At 74.3% G+C, this 15,072-nt stretch carries 18 protein-coding genes; 10 read left to right on the top strand and 8 right to left on the bottom strand.

Annotation, left to right across the window (positions count from 1 at the left end):
* Positions 1 to 65: 65 nt before the first annotated feature.
* The gene (locus BM339_RS48870) at positions 66 to 1,190 is read right to left on the bottom strand and encodes a hypothetical protein (RefSeq protein WP_075022345.1); all 1,125 of its coding nucleotides are present in this window, start codon (positions 1,188 to 1,190) and stop codon (positions 66 to 68) included.
* Between the two features lie 71 nt (positions 1,191 to 1,261).
* The gene (locus tag BM339_RS24520; RefSeq protein ID WP_143118582.1) at positions 1,262 to 2,272 is read right to left on the bottom strand and encodes a hypothetical protein; all 1,011 of its coding nucleotides are present in this window, start codon (positions 2,270 to 2,272) and stop codon (positions 1,262 to 1,264) included.
* A gap of 310 nt (positions 2,273 to 2,582) precedes the next feature.
* Between BM339_RS24520 and rsgA the strand changes: the two genes are divergently transcribed.
* Together rsgA and BM339_RS24510 are read left to right on the top strand one after the other, a co-directional pair.
* Positions 2,583 to 3,659 (top strand): ribosome small subunit-dependent GTPase A, encoded by a 1,077-nt coding sequence (rsgA, locus tag BM339_RS24515; protein ID WP_075022344.1) that lies wholly within the window; start codon positions 2,583 to 2,585, stop codon positions 3,657 to 3,659.
* Complete coding sequence (locus tag BM339_RS24510; protein ID WP_075022343.1) at positions 3,656 to 4,171, top strand: GNAT family N-acetyltransferase; 516 nt, start codon at positions 3,656 to 3,658, stop codon at positions 4,169 to 4,171. Before rsgA ends, BM339_RS24510 begins: the two co-directional genes overlap by 4 nt.
* 46 nt (positions 4,172 to 4,217) lie before the next feature.
* Here BM339_RS24510 and BM339_RS24505 read toward each other — a convergent pair whose 3' ends face one another.
* Together BM339_RS24505 and BM339_RS24500 are read right to left on the bottom strand one after the other, a co-directional pair.
* Positions 4,218 to 5,045, bottom strand: a complete 828-nt coding sequence (locus BM339_RS24505) for an ABC transporter permease (RefSeq protein ID WP_021594814.1) — start codon at positions 5,043 to 5,045, stop codon at positions 4,218 to 4,220.
* Positions 5,042 to 6,010 (bottom strand): ATP-binding cassette domain-containing protein, encoded by a 969-nt coding sequence (locus tag BM339_RS24500; protein WP_021594813.1) that lies wholly within the window; start codon positions 6,008 to 6,010, stop codon positions 5,042 to 5,044. Before BM339_RS24500 ends, BM339_RS24505 begins: the two co-directional genes overlap by 4 nt.
* A gap of 97 nt (positions 6,011 to 6,107) precedes the next feature.
* Here BM339_RS24500 and BM339_RS24495 point away from each other — a divergent pair, with 97 nt between their 5' ends.
* The gene (locus BM339_RS24495; protein ID WP_021594812.1) at positions 6,108 to 6,833 is read left to right on the top strand and encodes a TetR/AcrR family transcriptional regulator; all 726 of its coding nucleotides are present in this window, start codon (positions 6,108 to 6,110) and stop codon (positions 6,831 to 6,833) included.
* A gap of 443 nt (positions 6,834 to 7,276) precedes the next feature.
* Positions 7,277 to 7,762: a GAF domain-containing protein gene (locus BM339_RS24490; RefSeq protein WP_021594811.1), complete on the top strand. Its 486-nt coding sequence runs from the start codon at positions 7,277 to 7,279 to the stop codon at positions 7,760 to 7,762.
* A 38-nt stretch (positions 7,763 to 7,800) separates the two neighbouring features.
* Here BM339_RS24490 and BM339_RS24485 read toward each other — a convergent pair whose 3' ends face one another.
* The gene (locus BM339_RS24485; RefSeq protein WP_024936226.1) at positions 7,801 to 8,025 is read right to left on the bottom strand and encodes a hypothetical protein; all 225 of its coding nucleotides are present in this window, start codon (positions 8,023 to 8,025) and stop codon (positions 7,801 to 7,803) included.
* A 265-nt stretch (positions 8,026 to 8,290) separates the two neighbouring features.
* On the opposite strand from BM339_RS24485, the gene BM339_RS24480 reads away from it, so the two are divergent.
* The 3 genes from BM339_RS24480 (at position 8,291) to BM339_RS24470 (ending at position 10,581) form a co-directional block, all read left to right on the top strand.
* Complete coding sequence (locus BM339_RS24480) at positions 8,291 to 8,494, top strand: cold-shock protein (RefSeq protein WP_024936225.1); 204 nt, start codon at positions 8,291 to 8,293, stop codon at positions 8,492 to 8,494.
* Positions 8,495 to 8,601: 107 nt separating this feature from the next.
* Positions 8,602 to 9,981 carry a DEAD/DEAH box helicase gene (locus BM339_RS24475; RefSeq protein WP_024936224.1) on the top strand — a complete coding sequence of 460 codons (1,380 nt, stop codon included), beginning with the start codon at positions 8,602 to 8,604 and terminating at the stop codon, positions 9,979 to 9,981.
* A gap of 150 nt (positions 9,982 to 10,131) precedes the next feature.
* On the top strand, positions 10,132 to 10,581 hold the full coding sequence (locus tag BM339_RS24470) for a hypothetical protein (RefSeq protein WP_021594807.1): 450 nt from the start codon (positions 10,132 to 10,134) through the stop codon (positions 10,579 to 10,581).
* Between the two features lie 7 nt (positions 10,582 to 10,588).
* On the opposite strand, the gene BM339_RS24465 is transcribed toward BM339_RS24470, so the two are convergent.
* Positions 10,589 to 11,080: a DUF3237 domain-containing protein gene (locus BM339_RS24465; protein ID WP_075022342.1), complete on the bottom strand. Its 492-nt coding sequence runs from the start codon at positions 11,078 to 11,080 to the stop codon at positions 10,589 to 10,591.
* On the bottom strand, positions 11,077 to 11,541 hold the full coding sequence (locus tag BM339_RS24460; protein ID WP_218163746.1) for an ester cyclase: 465 nt from the start codon (positions 11,539 to 11,541) through the stop codon (positions 11,077 to 11,079). Before BM339_RS24460 ends, BM339_RS24465 begins: the two co-directional genes overlap by 4 nt.
* A 97-nt stretch (positions 11,542 to 11,638) precedes the next feature.
* Between BM339_RS24460 and BM339_RS24455 the strand changes: the two genes are divergently transcribed.
* Positions 11,639 to 12,244 (top strand): TetR/AcrR family transcriptional regulator, encoded by a 606-nt coding sequence (locus tag BM339_RS24455; protein WP_177287776.1) that lies wholly within the window; start codon positions 11,639 to 11,641, stop codon positions 12,242 to 12,244.
* Between the two features lie 193 nt (positions 12,245 to 12,437).
* Complete coding sequence (locus BM339_RS51655; RefSeq protein WP_021594803.1) at positions 12,438 to 12,563, top strand: hypothetical protein; 126 nt, start codon at positions 12,438 to 12,440, stop codon at positions 12,561 to 12,563.
* Positions 12,564 to 12,575: 12 nt separating this feature from the next.
* Here the strand turns inward: BM339_RS51655 and BM339_RS24450 are convergent, their stop codons facing one another.
* Positions 12,576 to 13,997 (bottom strand): MFS transporter, encoded by a 1,422-nt coding sequence (locus BM339_RS24450; RefSeq protein WP_143118581.1) that lies wholly within the window; start codon positions 13,995 to 13,997, stop codon positions 12,576 to 12,578.
* Positions 13,998 to 14,137: 140 nt separating this feature from the next.
* Here BM339_RS24450 and BM339_RS24445 point away from each other — a divergent pair, with 140 nt between their 5' ends.
* Entirely contained in the window at positions 14,138 to 15,064 is a 927-nt protein-coding gene (locus BM339_RS24445) for a LysR family transcriptional regulator (RefSeq protein WP_021594801.1), read from the top strand.
* The last annotated feature ends 8 nt before the right edge of the window (positions 15,065 to 15,072 follow it).

The raw sequence follows: 15,072 nt of genomic DNA, 5'->3' as shown, positions 1-15,072 counted from the left end.
CGGTGGGGGCCCTGACCGCCGGAGGGCCTTTCTCATGGTTCTCTCAGAATCTTCTGAGGGGCGGTTCAGGAGGCCCGGTCCCCGGGCGCTCCGGTCTCGCCGGTGACCTCGGCCCACACGTCGGTGCTCTCCACGCTCGCCTGGACGACGACGGCGCCCCCGCCCGGGACGGGGGCGGGGCGGGTGGCGGTGGCCCAGGTGGTCTTGGCGACGTCGACGACGACGTCGCGGGAGACGTCGACGATGATGCCGCGCAGGGTGTCCTGCATGGCGAGCTTGAGCGCGTCGCGCAGCAGCTCCCGCAGGACGGCCTCGATGGCGGCGGTGGCGGCGCGGGCCGCGGCACGGACGGCCAGGTCGCGGGCCGTGCGGGCGACGGCGCTGCCCGCCGCGACCGCCAGCAGCTCCCCGGCGCCGCGGGCGGCGTCGGACCGGCGGGCGCGCGCGGCCAGGTCGGCGGCGGCGCCCGTGAGCGGGGCCAGCTCGGCGGCGACCCCGGTGTCCTCGGCGGTGTCGCGCAGCGCGGCGGCCAGGTCGCGGGCGGCCTGCTCGGCGGTCTCGCGGACGACGCGGGCGACGACGTCGCGGCCCGCGGTCATGGCGGCGTCGACCGCCGCGTCGGCGACCGTGTCCACCGCGGCGTCCACGACGGCCTTGGTGGCGGCCTGTACGACGGGCTGGGACGCGGTCGCGGTGACGGTCCGCCCGGCGACGTCCAGGGCGGTGGCCGTGGCGGCGCGGGCGAGCGGGCTGGTTGCGGCGAGGCGGCGCGCGGCGGCGGCCATGGGGTGGCGGGCGGCCTGCTCGGCGAGGACCATCGCGGCGGTCGCGGCCTCGACCGCGCCCGCGGTGGCGGGGTTGGCCGCCGCGGCGGCGCGGGCCTCGGTGACGGCGCGCTCGGCGGCGCCCCGGGCGACCCTGACGGCGGCGTCCCGGGCGGCCTGCTCGACGGCCTTCATCGCGGGCGTCCCCGCCAGCCGCTCAACGATGCGGGAGGCGGCGAGCGCGGCGGTGTCGCGGGCGGCGTCGCGAAGGGGCTCGCCCGCGGAGACGGCCGCGCGCGCGGCGGACGCCGCGGCCGGGGCGAGCCCGTCCCAGATCTCCTCAAGCCGCTCGGCGGCGGCCCGGTCGGCCCTGCCGGCCCGCTCCGCGAGCCCGCCCGGCCGTTCGTCGTTGTCCTCCACGGTCACGCCCCCTCATCGCGATCCGCCCATACTCACCATAACTTCCGATTGACCATGTCACTCCCCCGGTTTGACCGTCACCGCCCGCAGGACGCGCAGGGGGTGCGGGTGCGGCGCGCGTAGGCGCGGGCGGCGACGGCCATGCCGGCGCCCCACGCGAAGTAGGCGGGGACCGCCACCCAGAAGAACGCCTCCGGCAGGTCGAGCCCCCCTTCGGGCGGGAACGGGTTGCGGCCGTGGAGGCGCTCCCAGCACATCTCCAGCAGCATCAGCCCGAAGTAGACGACCAGGCCGCCGGAGATCGCCGCGCCGGGCCACAGCACCAGCCGGCGGGGGACGCGCCGTCCGGCCAGACCGGGGACCCAGCGCGGCCACACCCGCCCGAAGGAGTGGACGAGGGCGAGCGGCAGCAGGCTCCCGCCCAGCACGAACCCGGCCTCGAAGAGGACCACCGACGGGCCGCTCGACATCGGCGACTCCCCGAACCCCACCGCGGCCTGCGCGGCGATGCGGGCGACGCATCCGGCGACCGCGAGGGAGGCGGCCCAGAACGCCCAGGCGGGCGTGCGGGCGAGGGGGCCGGGCGCCGTGCCGGGACGTCCGCAGGCGGCGCATCCGGTGCGGGCACGGGCGGTGTAGGCACGGGCGGACAGGCCGGTCATGATCCCGGCGCCGACGACCGCGATCCGCGACAGCGCGCCGAGCGGGTAGAACCCGATGCCGAGCCCGGGAAGGATCCCGCCGACCACGTCGAGCAGCAGCAGCGCGCCGGAGGCCACAAGGCACAGGGCGGTCGCCCAGGCCGTCGCCGTCACGGCCAGCCGGGGCACGCGGCCGAGACGGTCCGCACTCGGCAGCGCGAGCACGGCCAGGACGGCCGCGGCGGCACCGCACAACGCGACGCCTCCCCACCCGGTGAACGCGACGAGGTCGTCCCCGACCGGTGACAGGTCATCCGGCTGGTGACCGGACGCCCAGTACACGCGCACGATCCCGTAGGCGGTGACCCAGGCGAGCGCGACGGCCGGCAGGCGGTGTCCGAGGGCGCGGCCTCTGCCGGTCGCGCGGCCGGTGAACGTGGTGACCATGAGCACGATCGTGCGCGTGGCGGCCGGGCCCACGCCTCCCCGCGGTGGCCGATCCCCCTCCCCCGCGCGGGGGAACACCCATGGCTTGCTCGGCCCGGTAATCCGCTTGGCCGGGCAGGGCGGGGGCGGTAGAGTCGCGCCCGGAACCGAAAGGGAGGTGAGGACGTATGGCCGTCGCCGCGGTGGTTGCTGCCCGCAGCACTCAGCCAGTCCTTCTTCCCTTGGCCGCCGGCTGACCTCCGCGCTCACGCATCCGCGGCACGTCCACGCCGGGGCCCCTTCACGTAAGGGTTCCATTCCGTTGTCTTCAATGTTCACGGGTTCGTCCCGTCTGGCCGCCTATGGCTGGGACGACACCCTGGAGAACGAGTTCACCTCTCATCGCGCCGCGGGCCTGACGCCGGGCCGCGTGGCCGCCGTCGACCGCGGCCTGTGCGACGTGGTCACCGAGGACGGCCCCGTCCGGGCCTCCACGGGCCCGGCCGCCGTCGACGATCCGCTCGCGGCGCCGTGCACCGGCGACTGGGCGGCCCTGGACCCGTCCGGACCGGACGGGCGGCCCGCCGTCGCGGCGCTCCTGCCGCGCCGCACCGCGATCGTCCGGTCGTCGGCGTCCCGCGACTCGCGCGGCCAGGTGCTCGCCGCCAACGTCGACACCGTCGCGATCGCCGTCTCCCTCGCCACCCGCCTCGACCTCGGACGGGTCGAGCGGCTGCTCGCCCTGGCCTGGGAGAGCGGGGCGCGGCCGGTGGTCGTCCTCACCAAGTCCGACCAGGCCGCTGGCGCCGCCGAGGCGGAGATCGAGGTCTCCGCCGCCGCGCCGGGCGTGGACGTCGTGGCGTGCAGCGCCACGACCGGGGACGGCGTCGACGCCGTCCGGGCCGTCCTCGCCGGGACGGTGGTGCTGGTCGGGCCGTCGGGCGCGGGCAAGTCCACGCTCGGCAACGCCCTGCTGGGCGGCGAGGTCCTGGCGACCGGGGCCGTCCGGGAGACCGACGGCAAGGGCCGGCACACCACGGTGCGGCGCGAGCTGCTGCCGCTGCCCGGCGGCGGCGTCCTCATCGACACCCCCGGCCTGCGCGGCGTCGGGCTGTTCGAGGCGTCCGGCGGGCTGGAGCGGACGTTCGCCGACGTCGAGGAGCTGGCCGCCGCGTGCCGGTTCGGCGACTGCGCCCACCGCACCGAGCCGGGCTGCGCCGTCCTGGCCGCGGTCGAGGACGGGACGCTGCCGCGCCGCCGCTTCGACAGCTACCGCAGGCTCCTGCGCGAGAACGCGTGGGCCGCGTCGCGCACCGACGAGCGGCTGCGCGCCGAGCGGGAGAACCAGCGCAAGGCGATCAGCCGCTGGCAGCGGCAGATGTACCGGGAGCGGGGGCGGAACCGATGAGGTGGACGACGAGGCCGGAGACGGCACGCGACGCCGACGCGATCCGCGCGGTGGTCGCCGCGGCGTTCCCGACCGTCCAGGAGGCCGACCTGGTGGACGCGCTGCGCGAGGACGCCGCGTGGGTGCCGGGACTGTCGGTGGTCGCCGAGACCCCGGACGGGCGCGTCGCCGGCCATGCGCTGCTCACGCGGTGCACGGTCGGCGGCGAGGCCGCGCTGGCGCTGGCGCCGGTGGCCGTGCTGCCGGAGTTCCAGCGGCGGGGCGCGGGTGCCGCCGCCGTCCGGGCCGGGCTCGACGCCGCGGCCGGGCGGGCGGCGGCCGGCGCCGAACGGCTGGTCGTGGTGCTCGGGCATCCGGAGTACTACCCGCGGTTCGGGTTCGTCCGCGCATCGGGCCTGGGCGTCACGGCGCCGTTCCAGGTGCCGGACGAGGCGCTGATGGCGCTGGTGCTGGACGGGCCGGGCCCGGTGCCGTCCGGGACGGTCGGGTATCCGGCGCCGTTCGGCGTCTGACCACCGGGGTCCCCGGCCCGCGGGTCCGTCCGCGGGCCGGGGGCCCTCAGCGCCCGCGGCGCCGGTACGTCCGCACCGACAGCGGGACGAACAGCGCCAACAGGACCAGCGACCAGCCGATGGTCGCGGCGACGGGATGGGCGACCGGCCACGCCGCGTCCCCGGTGGACACGCCGGGGTTGCCGAACAGCTCCCGGCAGGCGGCGGTGAGGGCGCTGACGGGATTCCAGTCGGCGATGACCTGCAGCGGCTTCGGCATGCCGCCGGTGGGGACGAACGAGTTGGACAGCATGGTCACCGGGAACACCAGCGGAATCAGCTGGTCGGCGGTCTGCTCGTTCTTCACCACCAGGCCCAGGTAGCAGCCGGCCCAGCTCAGCGCGTACCGCATCAGCGCCAGCAGCAGGAACGCCTCGGCGGTCTGCCAGACCCCGTTGTGGGCGCGCCAGCCGACGACGAGCCCGGCGACGGCCATGATGACCATGCCGAGGATCCCGTTGAGGATCTCGGCGCCGGTCTGCCCGAACGGGACGGCCGAGCGCGCCATCGGCATGGAGCGGAACCGGTCCATGACGCCGCGCGAGGCGTCGGTGGCGACCCGCATGGTGACCGCGATGGTCGCGGTGAAGGTGACCATCGCGAACAGGCCCGGCATCAGGTACTCGCGGTAGTTGCCGCCGCCGGGCACGGAGATGGCGCTGCCGAACACGTACCCGAACAGCACCACCATCACCGCCGGGAAGATCAGCGCGGCGACCAGCTCGCCGGGTTCCTGGCGGATGCGGCTGATCTCGCGGCCGATGAGGGTGAGCCCGTCGGCGAGCGCCCAGCGCAGCCGTCCGGACGGCGACGCGGGGGCGGTGAGGGCGGTCATCGGACGGTCTCCTTCTCACGTTCGGGGGTGTCGGCGCCGCTTCCGGTGAGGCGCAGGAACACCTCGTCGAGAGTGGGGCGGCGCAGCGCGACGTCCCCGACGGCGACGCCGGCGCGGTCGAGGTCGCGGACGACGTCGGCGAGCCGCACGCTCCCCGGCGGCAGCGGCACCGAGAGGCGGTCGCCGTCCAGCGTGGGGTACGCGCCGGCGAGGGTGTGCAGCAGCTCGGCGGCCGCGCCGGCCATCCCCGGGTCGGCCAGGACGACGTCGAGGCGGTCGCCGATCGAGGCCTTCAGCTCGTCGGGCGTGCCGGTGGCGATGACGCGGCCGTGGTCGATCACGGCGATGTCGTCGGCGAGCTGGTCGGCCTCGTCCAGGTACTGCGTGGTGAGCAGGACGGTGGTGCCGTCCGCCACGAGGCCCCGGATCGCGTCCCAGATCTCGCCGCGGCTGCGCGGGTCGAGGCCGGTGGTGGGCTCGTCCAGGAACAGCACCTGCGGGCGCAGGATCAGGCTGGTGACCAGGTCGAGGCGGCGGCGCATCCCGCCGGAGTACCCCGCCACCTGCCGGTCGGCGGCCTCCATCAGCCCGAACCGCTCCAGCAGCTCGTCCGCGCGGCGGTGCGCCTCGCGGCGCGGCAGGTGGTAGAGGCGGCCGAACATGCGCAGGTTGCCGCGCCCGGTCAGCTTCTCGTCCACGGCCGCGTACTGCCCGGCCAGCCCGATGCGGGCGCGGACCTGGTCGGGCCGGCGGGCGACGTCGAACCCGGCGATGCGGGCACGCCCGGAGTCGGCGTCCGACAGCGTCGCGAGGATCCGCACGGCGGTGGTCTTGCCGGCGCCGTTGGGGCCGAGGACCCCGCAGACCGTTCCGGCGGGGACGGCCAGGTCGAGGCCGTCCAGGGCCCGGGTGTCCCCGAAGCGCTTGCGCAGCGCCTCGGCCACCACGATCGGTTCGTCCGTCACGATCCCTCCTTCTGAGTACGGCGTACGCAGCTACGGTAAACAACTGGGTACGATGTACGCAACTAGGATGCTCGGAGGCGGACGGCGAGGAGGTCAGGTGGCAGGCGGCGAGCGGTCCGGCGGAATCTGGTCGATCCCCGAACGGCAGGGCCGGGGACCGCGCCCCGCCTACAGCCGCGCCCAGATCACCGAGGCGGCGATCCGCATCGCCGACGCCGAGGGCCTGGAGGCGGCGTCGATGCGCCGGATCGCGGCCGAGCTCGGCACCGGCGCGATGTCGCTGTACCGCTACGTCCCGTCCCGCGACGACCTGATCGACCTGATGGTCGACCACGCCGCGCTGGAGATGGACGTCCCCGACCGCCCGAGCGGCGACTGGCGCGCCGACCTGACGCTGATCGCCGAGAACACCCGCGCGGTGGGCCTGCGCCACCCCTGGCTCGCCGGACTGGTCCGCCCGCGCGCCACGTTCGGCCCGAACCGGCTGCGGCTGATGGAGTTCGCGTTCGGCGCCCTCGACGTCGGCATCCCCATCGACGACATGCTCACCCTGCTCGAAATGCTGAACGGCTATGTCGAGCGCGCCGTCCGCGGCGAGATCGCCTGGAGACGGGAGAGCGAGCGCGGCATGACCCCGGAGCACTGGATGCTGGAGAGCGCTCCCTACGTCAGGAAGCTCCTCGACAGCGGCCGGTACCCGATGTTCAAGCGCATCGTCGTGGACGCGCGCCTGCCCCACATGACCACCGAGGAGCAGTTCCGCTACGGCCTGGACCGCGTGCTGGACTGCATCGCCAGCGCCCTGCCGTCAGACCGGACCTGAAGAGCGTAGACTCGGCGGCGAGCGAGGGGTTCTCGATGCCGGCGACCAGGCCTGCGTCCCCCTGGTTCCCACTACTTGGTCTCCTTCGGGGGCCCGGACAGGCCCGGCGCCGATGACGCCGCACGATCACATCACCCGGATTCGGGTGCTCCTCAGTGCCGGCGCGGGTCCGGCCGCACCGGCCCGCGGCGCCCGCGGACCTCGGATCGGAGACCCGACATGATCATCAAAGACCCTCCCGCCCCGGCCGCCCGGCTCGCCGGCGGATCGGCGGCGGCCTGAACATGGCGGATCCCGCAGCATCGCAGGAGCGAGACGCTCCCCGGGAGGCCCCCCGCAGTGGTGCCATCATCGGGGAAGAGGGCCCGCCGATCAGGTGGCGGCCCCCCGCAGGGCCACGGCCGGCCGACGGGCGGCACCGCCTGGCCGCGTCGTTCGACCTGATGGCGGCCGTCCTGGCCGGCGCCGATCCGGTGGAGGCCCTGGCCCTTCTCGCCGAGCACGCCCGCGCCATGGCACGCGTGCCGCTCGCGTTCGTGGCGCTGCCCGAGGAGGGCGGCGGGACGCTGCGCATCGATGTGGCGGTGGGACCCGCCGCCGACAGGATCCGCGGCCTGACCGTCCGCCGGGGCCGTTCCATGATCGGCCGGGCGTTCAGCTCGCGGCGGCCCCTGTCATCGCGTGTCGCGGTGGACCAGGGGCTCAGCGAGCTGCCGGCCGGGCCCATCCTGATGCTGCCGCTGGAAACGGGTGAGGCCATCCGCGGGGTGCTCGCGGTCGCCGGCTCGCCGGGGGCACCGCCGTTCACCGCCGCGCTCGCGCGGGACCTGCTGCTGTTCGCCGACCTCGGGGCGAGGCTGATCGAACTGGCCGAGGAGCGGCGTGCGGCCGGGCCCGCGCCGGCGGACGGGGCGCACGCGACCTCCTGACGGCGGCCGTGGACGACCGTGACGCGGGCGACCGCGTGTCAGAGCGGGAAGAGCTTGGCGTAGGGGGCGAGGATCCGGACCGTGCGCGCTCCGAAGTCGACGAGGACGGCGTGCGCCTCCACCTCGGTGACGCGGCCGAGGCCGTACTTGTCGTGGGTGACCCGGTCCGCCACGTCGAAGACCTTGACGGGCGGGGCGGGCGGCGGTGGCTCGAAGGGGCTGGTGGGCAGGTGTCGCCGCCGTGCGGCTCGAGGGGGTTTCATCACCGCCAGTATGCGCCTCTCCGGGGCGTGGCGGGAACCGGATCCGCTTTTGATCTGGAATTTCCCGCGCCGCGCCGTCCCCGCGCCCTGGCCATCGCCGAGGCATGTGGTAACGTTCGGTTCAGTTGCGGTTCCCAAGCATTTGCGTGCGCCTGCGGATCAACCACAGGCGCACTTTTTGTTTTCTGGATCTTCCGGATGGGTCATCGCGGCGTCCTCGGACCCACAAGGTGTGGGACCGGGACCGAGCCAAAAGGAGATGACCATGGCCACCGGCACCGTCAAGTGGTTCAACGCGGAAAAGGGCTTCGGCTTCATCGAGCAGGACGGCGGCGGCGCCGACGTCTTCGCCCACTACTCCAACATCGCGGCCCAGGGCTTCCGCGAGCTCCAGGAGGGCCAGAAGGTGTCGTTCGACATCACTCAGGGCCAGAAGGGGCTGCAGGCGGAGAACATCGTCCCCGCCTGAATCTCCCCGGCGGCGCAGCGGGCGGCCCCGTGAGGGCCCCCGTTGCGTCGCCTTGTCGCGCAGCGGAGCACTCCTCGACACGTGCTATCTGCGAGGAAGGTTCCACCTTGCCGTTTCCCGACCGATCGAATCGATCATCAGGCCGGGGCCGCACCGCGCGGTCCCGCCCCGGCCGGCACCGCCGGGGGACCCGCCCGGACGGTGACGGCGGGCGGCCGCCCGCGACTCCGGGCCTCCCCCCGGTCACGTCCTTCTCCGAGCTGCGGATGCCGCCGGAGCTGCTGGCGTCGCTGACCCGCGAGGGCGTGACCGCGCCGTTCCCCATCCAGGCGGCGACGCTGCCGAACGCGCTCGCCGGCCGGGACGTCCTCGGACGCGGCCGGACCGGGTCCGGCAAGACCCTCGCCTTCGGTCTCGCACTCCTCGCCCGCCTCACCGGTCGGCGGGCCGAGTCCCGGCGCCCGCTGGCCCTGGTCCTCGTGCCCACCCGTGAGCTGGCCCAGCAGGTCACCGATGCCCTCGCCCCGTACGCCGGCGCCCTCCGCCTGCGGCTGCTCAGCGTCGTCGGCGGAATGTCGATCGGACGGCAGTCCGCCGCTCTGGCGCAGGGGGCGGACGTCCTGATCGCCACCCCGGGACGGCTCGCCGACCTGATCGACCGCGGCGACTGCCGCCTCCACCAGGTGGAGATCACCGTGCTGGACGAGGCCGACCAGATGACCGACATGGGGTTCCTGCCGCAGGTCACCCGCCTGCTGGAGCAGACTCCCGCCGACGGCCAGCGGATGTTGTTCTCCGCGACGCTCGACGGCGACGTCGACAAGCTGGTCCGGCGGTTCCTCACCGACCCGGTGACGCACTCGGTCGACCCGCCCTCCGGGGCCGTCACCACGATGGAACACCACCTGCTGCACCTCAGCGACACCGACAAGCACGAGACGATCGCGCACATCGCGGCCCGGGACGGCCGTGTGATCATGTTCGTCGGCAAGAAGCACGGCGCGGACCGGCTCGCCCGCAAGCTGGCGTCCCGCGGCATCCGCGCCGCGGCCCTGCACGGCGGCAAGACCCAGTCCCAGCGCAACCGCACCCTCGCGGGCTTCCGGACGGGCGACGTGGCCGTCCTGATCGCGACCAACGTCGCCGCGCGGGGCATCCACGTCGACGACCTCGACCTGGTCGTCAACGTCGACCCGCCCGCCGACCACAAGGACTACCTGCACCGGGGCGGACGCACCGCCCGCGCCGGGCGGCCCGGCACCGTCGTCACCCTCGTCCTGCCGCACCAGCGCCGGGAGACCGACGCGCTGATGGCCGCGGCGGGCATCACCCCGCGGGCGACCGAGGTGCGGCCGGGCGACGGCGAGCTCGCCAGGATCACCGGCGCCCGCTCCCCGGCCGCCGGCGCCCCGGCACCGGTCGGCGAGCCACGCCGGAACCGCTCCGGCGGACGGCGCCGGCGGGGCGTATCGTCGAGGAACACCTGACCTGCGGTACGCCGGGTGATCCGCGCCGTGCCGGTGGCATGAGCGCGGGCACGCGGGGCACCAATCCGATGAGGTGACGACTGCGTGCCGCCCGGCGACGCCGGGCGAGGGTCCGCGGGCCCGGAGCATGTTCGTGATCGGAGAAAGCACATGACGATCCTTCCCGGCCCTGGTGCATCGCGGCCGGTTCCGCACACGGGCCGATGGCAGCTGCCGAGCGGGCGGGCCGCGGCGGGCCACGTCCGCTCGATCGTCCAGAACGCCCTGCATGTATGGGAGCCGGGTCCGGCGGCGGCGAGTCTCACCGATCGGCTCGCGCCGCTGCTGCAGGACTTCGTCGCCCGGGCGACCGCCCGGTGCCGCGGATCGCTCGTCCTGCGGCTGGAGCTGCACGCGCCGACCCGCCTGCTGCTCGGCGAGATCCTGCAGCAGACGACCGCGGGGCCGTCCGGCGACGACGCGGCGGACGGCGAAGGCGGCCGCGGTGCCCACATCGCCGCCATCGCGGTCACCTACGGCAGGCGGCCCGCCCGCGGCGACGCGGGCGCCTGGTACGCGCATGCCTTCGTGTGGCCGTCGCTGCCGCTGAGCTACGGCTGACGGGCCGTCAGAGGATCCGGGAGACCTTGTAGGCGACGCCGCCTTCGACCAGGTATCCCGAGCCGGCGCAGACGATGCCGTTCAACCATGCGTACTGCTCGGCGCCGGTCTCGAAAAGCGGGCTGGTGCGGAAGTAGTAGCGGGCCGGGTCGATCCGGTGCCGCTTCTCCGGGTCGGCGATGTCGGCTCGCAGCTCCGGCGGGACGATCCAGCGTCCTTCGTAGGTCATCTGCACCAGGGCGCCGTCGTGGGTGCGCAGGGTCAGCCGGACGTCCAGCGTCATGGACCCGTCCGGGCGGAACACCGCCCAGTCGCCGCCGCCGGGCAGCACGTCCCCGCGCAGGTCGGGGCCTTCGAACGTCCCCCCGGCGCTGCCGAACAGGACCCGCTGGCCGGAGGGTCCGCCGATGACCAGCGGAGGATCCAGGTCGACGACGATGTCGAACAGGTGCTCCGTCTCGATGCCGCCGATCGGCTTGACGCGCGTGTCGGAGGTCACCGCTCCTCCCCCATCGCGGCGTCCCCGAACAGGAGCTTGCGGACGGCGTCGGTCGACACGCCGCTCTGAGCGCACAGCGTCGCCAGGTCGAAGAAGAACCGTTCACCGGCGATCAGGTCGTCCTTGAAGGTGAACCGGATGAACACGGGCAGCTCGGCGCGGCGGCCGTTCGGGACCACGCCGAACCGGTCACCGGTCATGGTCATCCGCACCGTCCCCCAGCAGACCAGCGAGTCCGCGTTGGAGGCGTGTCCTTCCAGCTCGACGTCGTAGTCCGGGAAGGCCCTGAAGAACAGGGTCAGCACCTTCTCGTTCTCGGCCGTGCCCCTCGCCCTGGTACCGAAGGCGGGGGTCTCCAGCACCATGTCGCGGTGGAGAAGCCGCATGGCCGCGGGCACGTCCTGCCGGCTCTTCGCCACGGCCAGCGCCTGCGCCAGCTCGAACATCCGATCTCCGTTCATCGGCTCTCCCTCTGGTGTGCGGCCGTTGCCCGGGCTCGGAGTTAAACATACGATCGGTCGTATGTCTAGTTTGGCGGGATGTGGCAGGATGGCGCCGATGAACGAAGCAGCGGTGACGGACGGGCGCCTGGTGCGCGGTGCGCGGACGCGGCGGACCATCGCGCGCCATGCCGTGGACGTCGCGTCCCTCGAAGGGCTCAACGGGCTCAGCCTCGGGCGGCTGGCCGGCGACCTGGGGCTGTCCAAGAGCGGTATCCAGACGCTGTTCAGGACGAAGGAGAACCTGCAGCTCGCCGCCGTCGAGTCGGCGCGCGAGCAGTTCGCCGACGCGGTCGTCGGCCCCGCCCTGGCCGCGTCTCCCGGCGTGACCCGGCTCCGCGCCCTGATCGAGCGCTGGATCGTCTACGCGGAGACGCCGCTGTTCACCGGCGGCTGCTTCTGGGCGGCGAACCTGCCCGAGTTCGACAGCCGCCCCGGGCCCGTCCGCGACGCCCTGTTCCGCCAGCACGGCGAGTGGCTGTCGGTCCTCGCCGGCGAGCTGCGGCACGCCGCCGACGCCGGCGAGATCGCGGACCTGGACGCCGACCTGGCCGCCTTCCAGATCGACGCGGTGCTGATGTCCGCCAACACCGCCCTGCGCGTCGGCGACGCCGGAGCCATGACCAAGGTCCGCCGGGTGATCGACGGCCTTCTCGCCCGCTGACGGGCCGGACGGGGCGCGTTCGGGACCCCGCGCACCACGAACTGGTTGCGCAGCAGCAGCACGGCGTCGCCGCGGAGACTGCCGGTGTCGGGCGGCCGCACCGTCGTGGTCAGCCGCCGGTAAGCGGCAAATCCCGAGCACGACGCGGCTCGGCCAGCGGCGGTACGGCTAGTACCTATTGATGGGGAGTGACATGCGGGCCAGAGGCATCAGTTACGAAACCGGGATCGTCTACGAGGGGGCGGTCGGCAACGCGCGCTTCGGCTCCGAGGCGTTCACCGCCGTCGCCGAACACCATGGACGGCAGATGCCCGAGTGAGGCGTCCTCCGGCTACCGCGAACGGGGCGCGCGACCGATCCCCCACCAGGCCACCAGGGCACCGAGCAGGAACAGCGCGGCGCAGGCGAACATGCTCACACCGAACCCCTGGCTCAAGGCCTCTGGATTGCGAGTGGCGTCCTCGGGCAGGTTCGCGAGCAGCGGCAGCGCGGCCACGACCAGCAGCCCCGCCGCGCGGGCGACGCCGTTGTTGACGCCGCTGGCGATGCCGGCGCGACCGTCCGGCACGGCGGACAGGACCGTCACGCTGATCGGCGCGGTGATCGCCGAGATGCCCAGCCCCGTGGCGACGATGACCGGGAGCACGTCGGGCACATAGGAGGCGTCCGGGCCGACCCGCACCGCCATCAGCGCCCCGATCGCGCAGACCACGGACCCCGCAGTGAGCAGGACGCGGGAGCCGGCGCGGGTGACGAGCGTGCCCGCGCGGGGCGACAGGACGAGGACCACGACCGTGATCGGCAGCAGCGCCGTCCCGGTGGCCAGCGGCGAGTAGCCGCTGGTGATCTGGAGCTGCATCGGCAGCAGGAAGAACAGCCCCGCGACGGCCCCGTAGAGGCAGAACGATGCCAGGTTCGCCGCGCTGAACTCCCGGGCGGAGAACAGTCCCAGCGGCAGCATGGGCGCCGAGGCGCGCCGTTCGACCAGCACGAAGGCGACCATCGCGAGCATGCCGACCGCGGCCGCCGCGACGGCGACCGGCAGGCCGCCGGAAGCGTCGGTGAGGCTGTAGGTCAGGCCGCCGAGACCGATCGCCGCCAGCGCGGCCCCGGCCGCGTCGAAACGGCCGGGCACCGCCTCGTCGCGGGTCTCGGGGACGTGGCGGAGCACCAGTCCCGCCACCACCGCCGCGATCGGGATGTTGATCCAGAACACCCAGCGCCATCCCGCGACATCGACCACCACGCCGCCGAGCAGCGGCCCGGCCGCGCCGGCCACCCCGCTCATGCCCGACCAGGCGCCGACCGCCCGCGCCCGGTCGCCGGGCCGGAACGAGGCCTGGATGAGCGCCAGGGACCCCGGGACGAGCAGCGCGGCCCCGACGCCCTGCAGCGCCCGCGCGGCCACCAGCCAGCCGACGGTCGGCGCGAAGCCGCCCAGCAGCGAGGCGACCGCGAACAGGACGAGGCCCGCCAGGTACATCCGCCGCCGCCCGTAGCGGTCCCCGAGCGCGCCGCCGACGAGGATCAGCGCGGACAGCGCCAGCGCGAACGCGTTCACCGTCCACTGCATGCCCGCCATGCCCGTCCCCAGCTCGCGCGCGATCTCCGGCAGCGCGACGTTCAGGACCGTGGTCTCCAGCAGCACCAGGCCCGCCCCCAGCGAGGTGGCCACGACCACCCACCGGCCGGCGGGCTGCGACAGCCGCAGCCCGCCGGCGGCGGTGACCGGAGACTTGAGCACATGTGTCATGGAGACCTTCAGACCTGGAGGAGCAGCCCGTACTGCCTACGAGAGTGGGCATCGGCGGGATCGACCGGCAACACCGATCTGTGCAACGATCGATGCGGACGCCGCATGGATAGTGACCGACCTGGCCGGAGACGTCGACGATGGATTTACGGCAGCTGGAGGTCTTCCTGACGCTGGCCGACGAACTGCACTTCGGCCACACCGCCGACCGGCTGCATCTCACCCAGCCGCAGGTGAGCCGGGCCGTGGCCGCACTGGAGCGCCACATCGGCGCCCCGCTGTTCGAGCGCACCAGCCGCCGGGTCCGCCTCACCCCGCTGGGCCGCCGCCTCCGCGCCGAGGCCGAACCCGCCTACCGCCTGCTGCTGGACGCTCTCCGCGACGCCCGCGCCGAGGCCCGCCAGGCCGGCGGAACGCTGCGCGTCGGATTCCTGCTGCCAACCGGTGGCGAGGCCCTCAGCCATCTGATCCGCGCCTACGAGGCCCGCCACCCCGGAAGGCGCCTCTCCCTGAGCAACGTTCCGTACGCCGACCTCTACGAGCCGCTTCGCGGCAACGAGATCGACGTCCTGATCTCGTATCTCATCCTCGATCGCGACGAGCAGTCCGACCTGACCGCGGGCCCGGCGATCGACCACACCGCCCGGGTGCTGGTGGCCGCGGCGGCCGACCCGCTGGCGGCCAAGGACTCGATCTCGGTGGAAGACCTCGCCGGCCGCCGCACCAGCGCGCTGCCGCCCCGGTTCCCCCGCGTCCTCTTCGACCATTTCGTGCCGCCGGCCACCCCCTCGGGCAAGCCGATCCACCGCACCTACGACCTCGGTGATGACGACTACGGCGTGATGACGGCCGCGGTCGCCCGGGGGCACCTCGTCCACCCGAGCGTCGACGCCTTCACCTCGCTGCTGACCCACCGCCACGACCTCAAGCTCATTCCCATCCGCGATCTGCCCGCGGTTCCGATCGGCCCCATCTGGGTGACCGCCCGCGAGAACGCCCGCATCCGCGCCCTCGCGGACGTTGCCGCGAACCTCCCGCCTGTGAAGCCCGGCGGCCCCGACGCCTGAGCCGACGG

Source organism: Actinomadura madurae (assembly GCF_900115095.1).
GTDB classification, from domain to species: Bacteria; Actinomycetota; Actinomycetes; order Streptosporangiales; family Streptosporangiaceae; genus Spirillospora; species Spirillospora madurae.
The sequence above is the reverse complement of the archived record's forward strand: the minus strand, read 5'-3'. Positions and strand labels throughout refer to the sequence as shown.

What these genes read in the sequence shown, in the direction of transcription:
- BM339_RS24520 (WP_143118582.1), bottom strand. Translation starts at nt 2,272, where the DNA reads ATGGTCACCACGTTCACCGGCCGCGCGACCGGCAGAGGCCGCGCCCTC.
- BM339_RS24460 (WP_218163746.1), bottom strand. Translation starts at nt 11,541, where the DNA reads ATGAACGGAGATCGGATGTTCGAGCTGGCGCAGGCGCTGGCCGTGGCG.
- BM339_RS24445 (WP_021594801.1), top strand. Translation starts at nt 14,138, where the DNA reads ATGGATTTACGGCAGCTGGAGGTCTTCCTGACGCTGGCCGACGAACTG.
- BM339_RS24485 (WP_024936226.1), bottom strand. Translation starts at nt 8,025, where the DNA reads ATGAAACCCCCTCGAGCCGCACGGCGGCGACACCTGCCCACCAGCCCC.
- BM339_RS24510 (WP_075022343.1), top strand. Translation starts at nt 3,656, where the DNA reads ATGAGGTGGACGACGAGGCCGGAGACGGCACGCGACGCCGACGCGATC.
- BM339_RS24480 (WP_024936225.1), top strand. Translation starts at nt 8,291, where the DNA reads ATGGCCACCGGCACCGTCAAGTGGTTCAACGCGGAAAAGGGCTTCGGC.
- BM339_RS24455 (WP_177287776.1), top strand. Translation starts at nt 11,639, where the DNA reads ATGAACGAAGCAGCGGTGACGGACGGGCGCCTGGTGCGCGGTGCGCGG.
- BM339_RS24470 (WP_021594807.1), top strand. Translation starts at nt 10,132, where the DNA reads ATGACGATCCTTCCCGGCCCTGGTGCATCGCGGCCGGTTCCGCACACG.
- BM339_RS24490 (WP_021594811.1), top strand. Translation starts at nt 7,277, where the DNA reads ATGGCGGCCGTCCTGGCCGGCGCCGATCCGGTGGAGGCCCTGGCCCTT.
- BM339_RS24505 (WP_021594814.1), bottom strand. Translation starts at nt 5,045, where the DNA reads ATGACCGCCCTCACCGCCCCCGCGTCGCCGTCCGGACGGCTGCGCTGG.
- BM339_RS24450 (WP_143118581.1), bottom strand. Translation starts at nt 13,997, where the DNA reads ATGACACATGTGCTCAAGTCTCCGGTCACCGCCGCCGGCGGGCTGCGG.
- rsgA (WP_075022344.1), top strand. Translation starts at nt 2,583, where the DNA reads ATGTTCACGGGTTCGTCCCGTCTGGCCGCCTATGGCTGGGACGACACC.
- BM339_RS51655 (WP_021594803.1), top strand. Translation starts at nt 12,438, where the DNA reads ATGCGGGCCAGAGGCATCAGTTACGAAACCGGGATCGTCTACGAGGGG.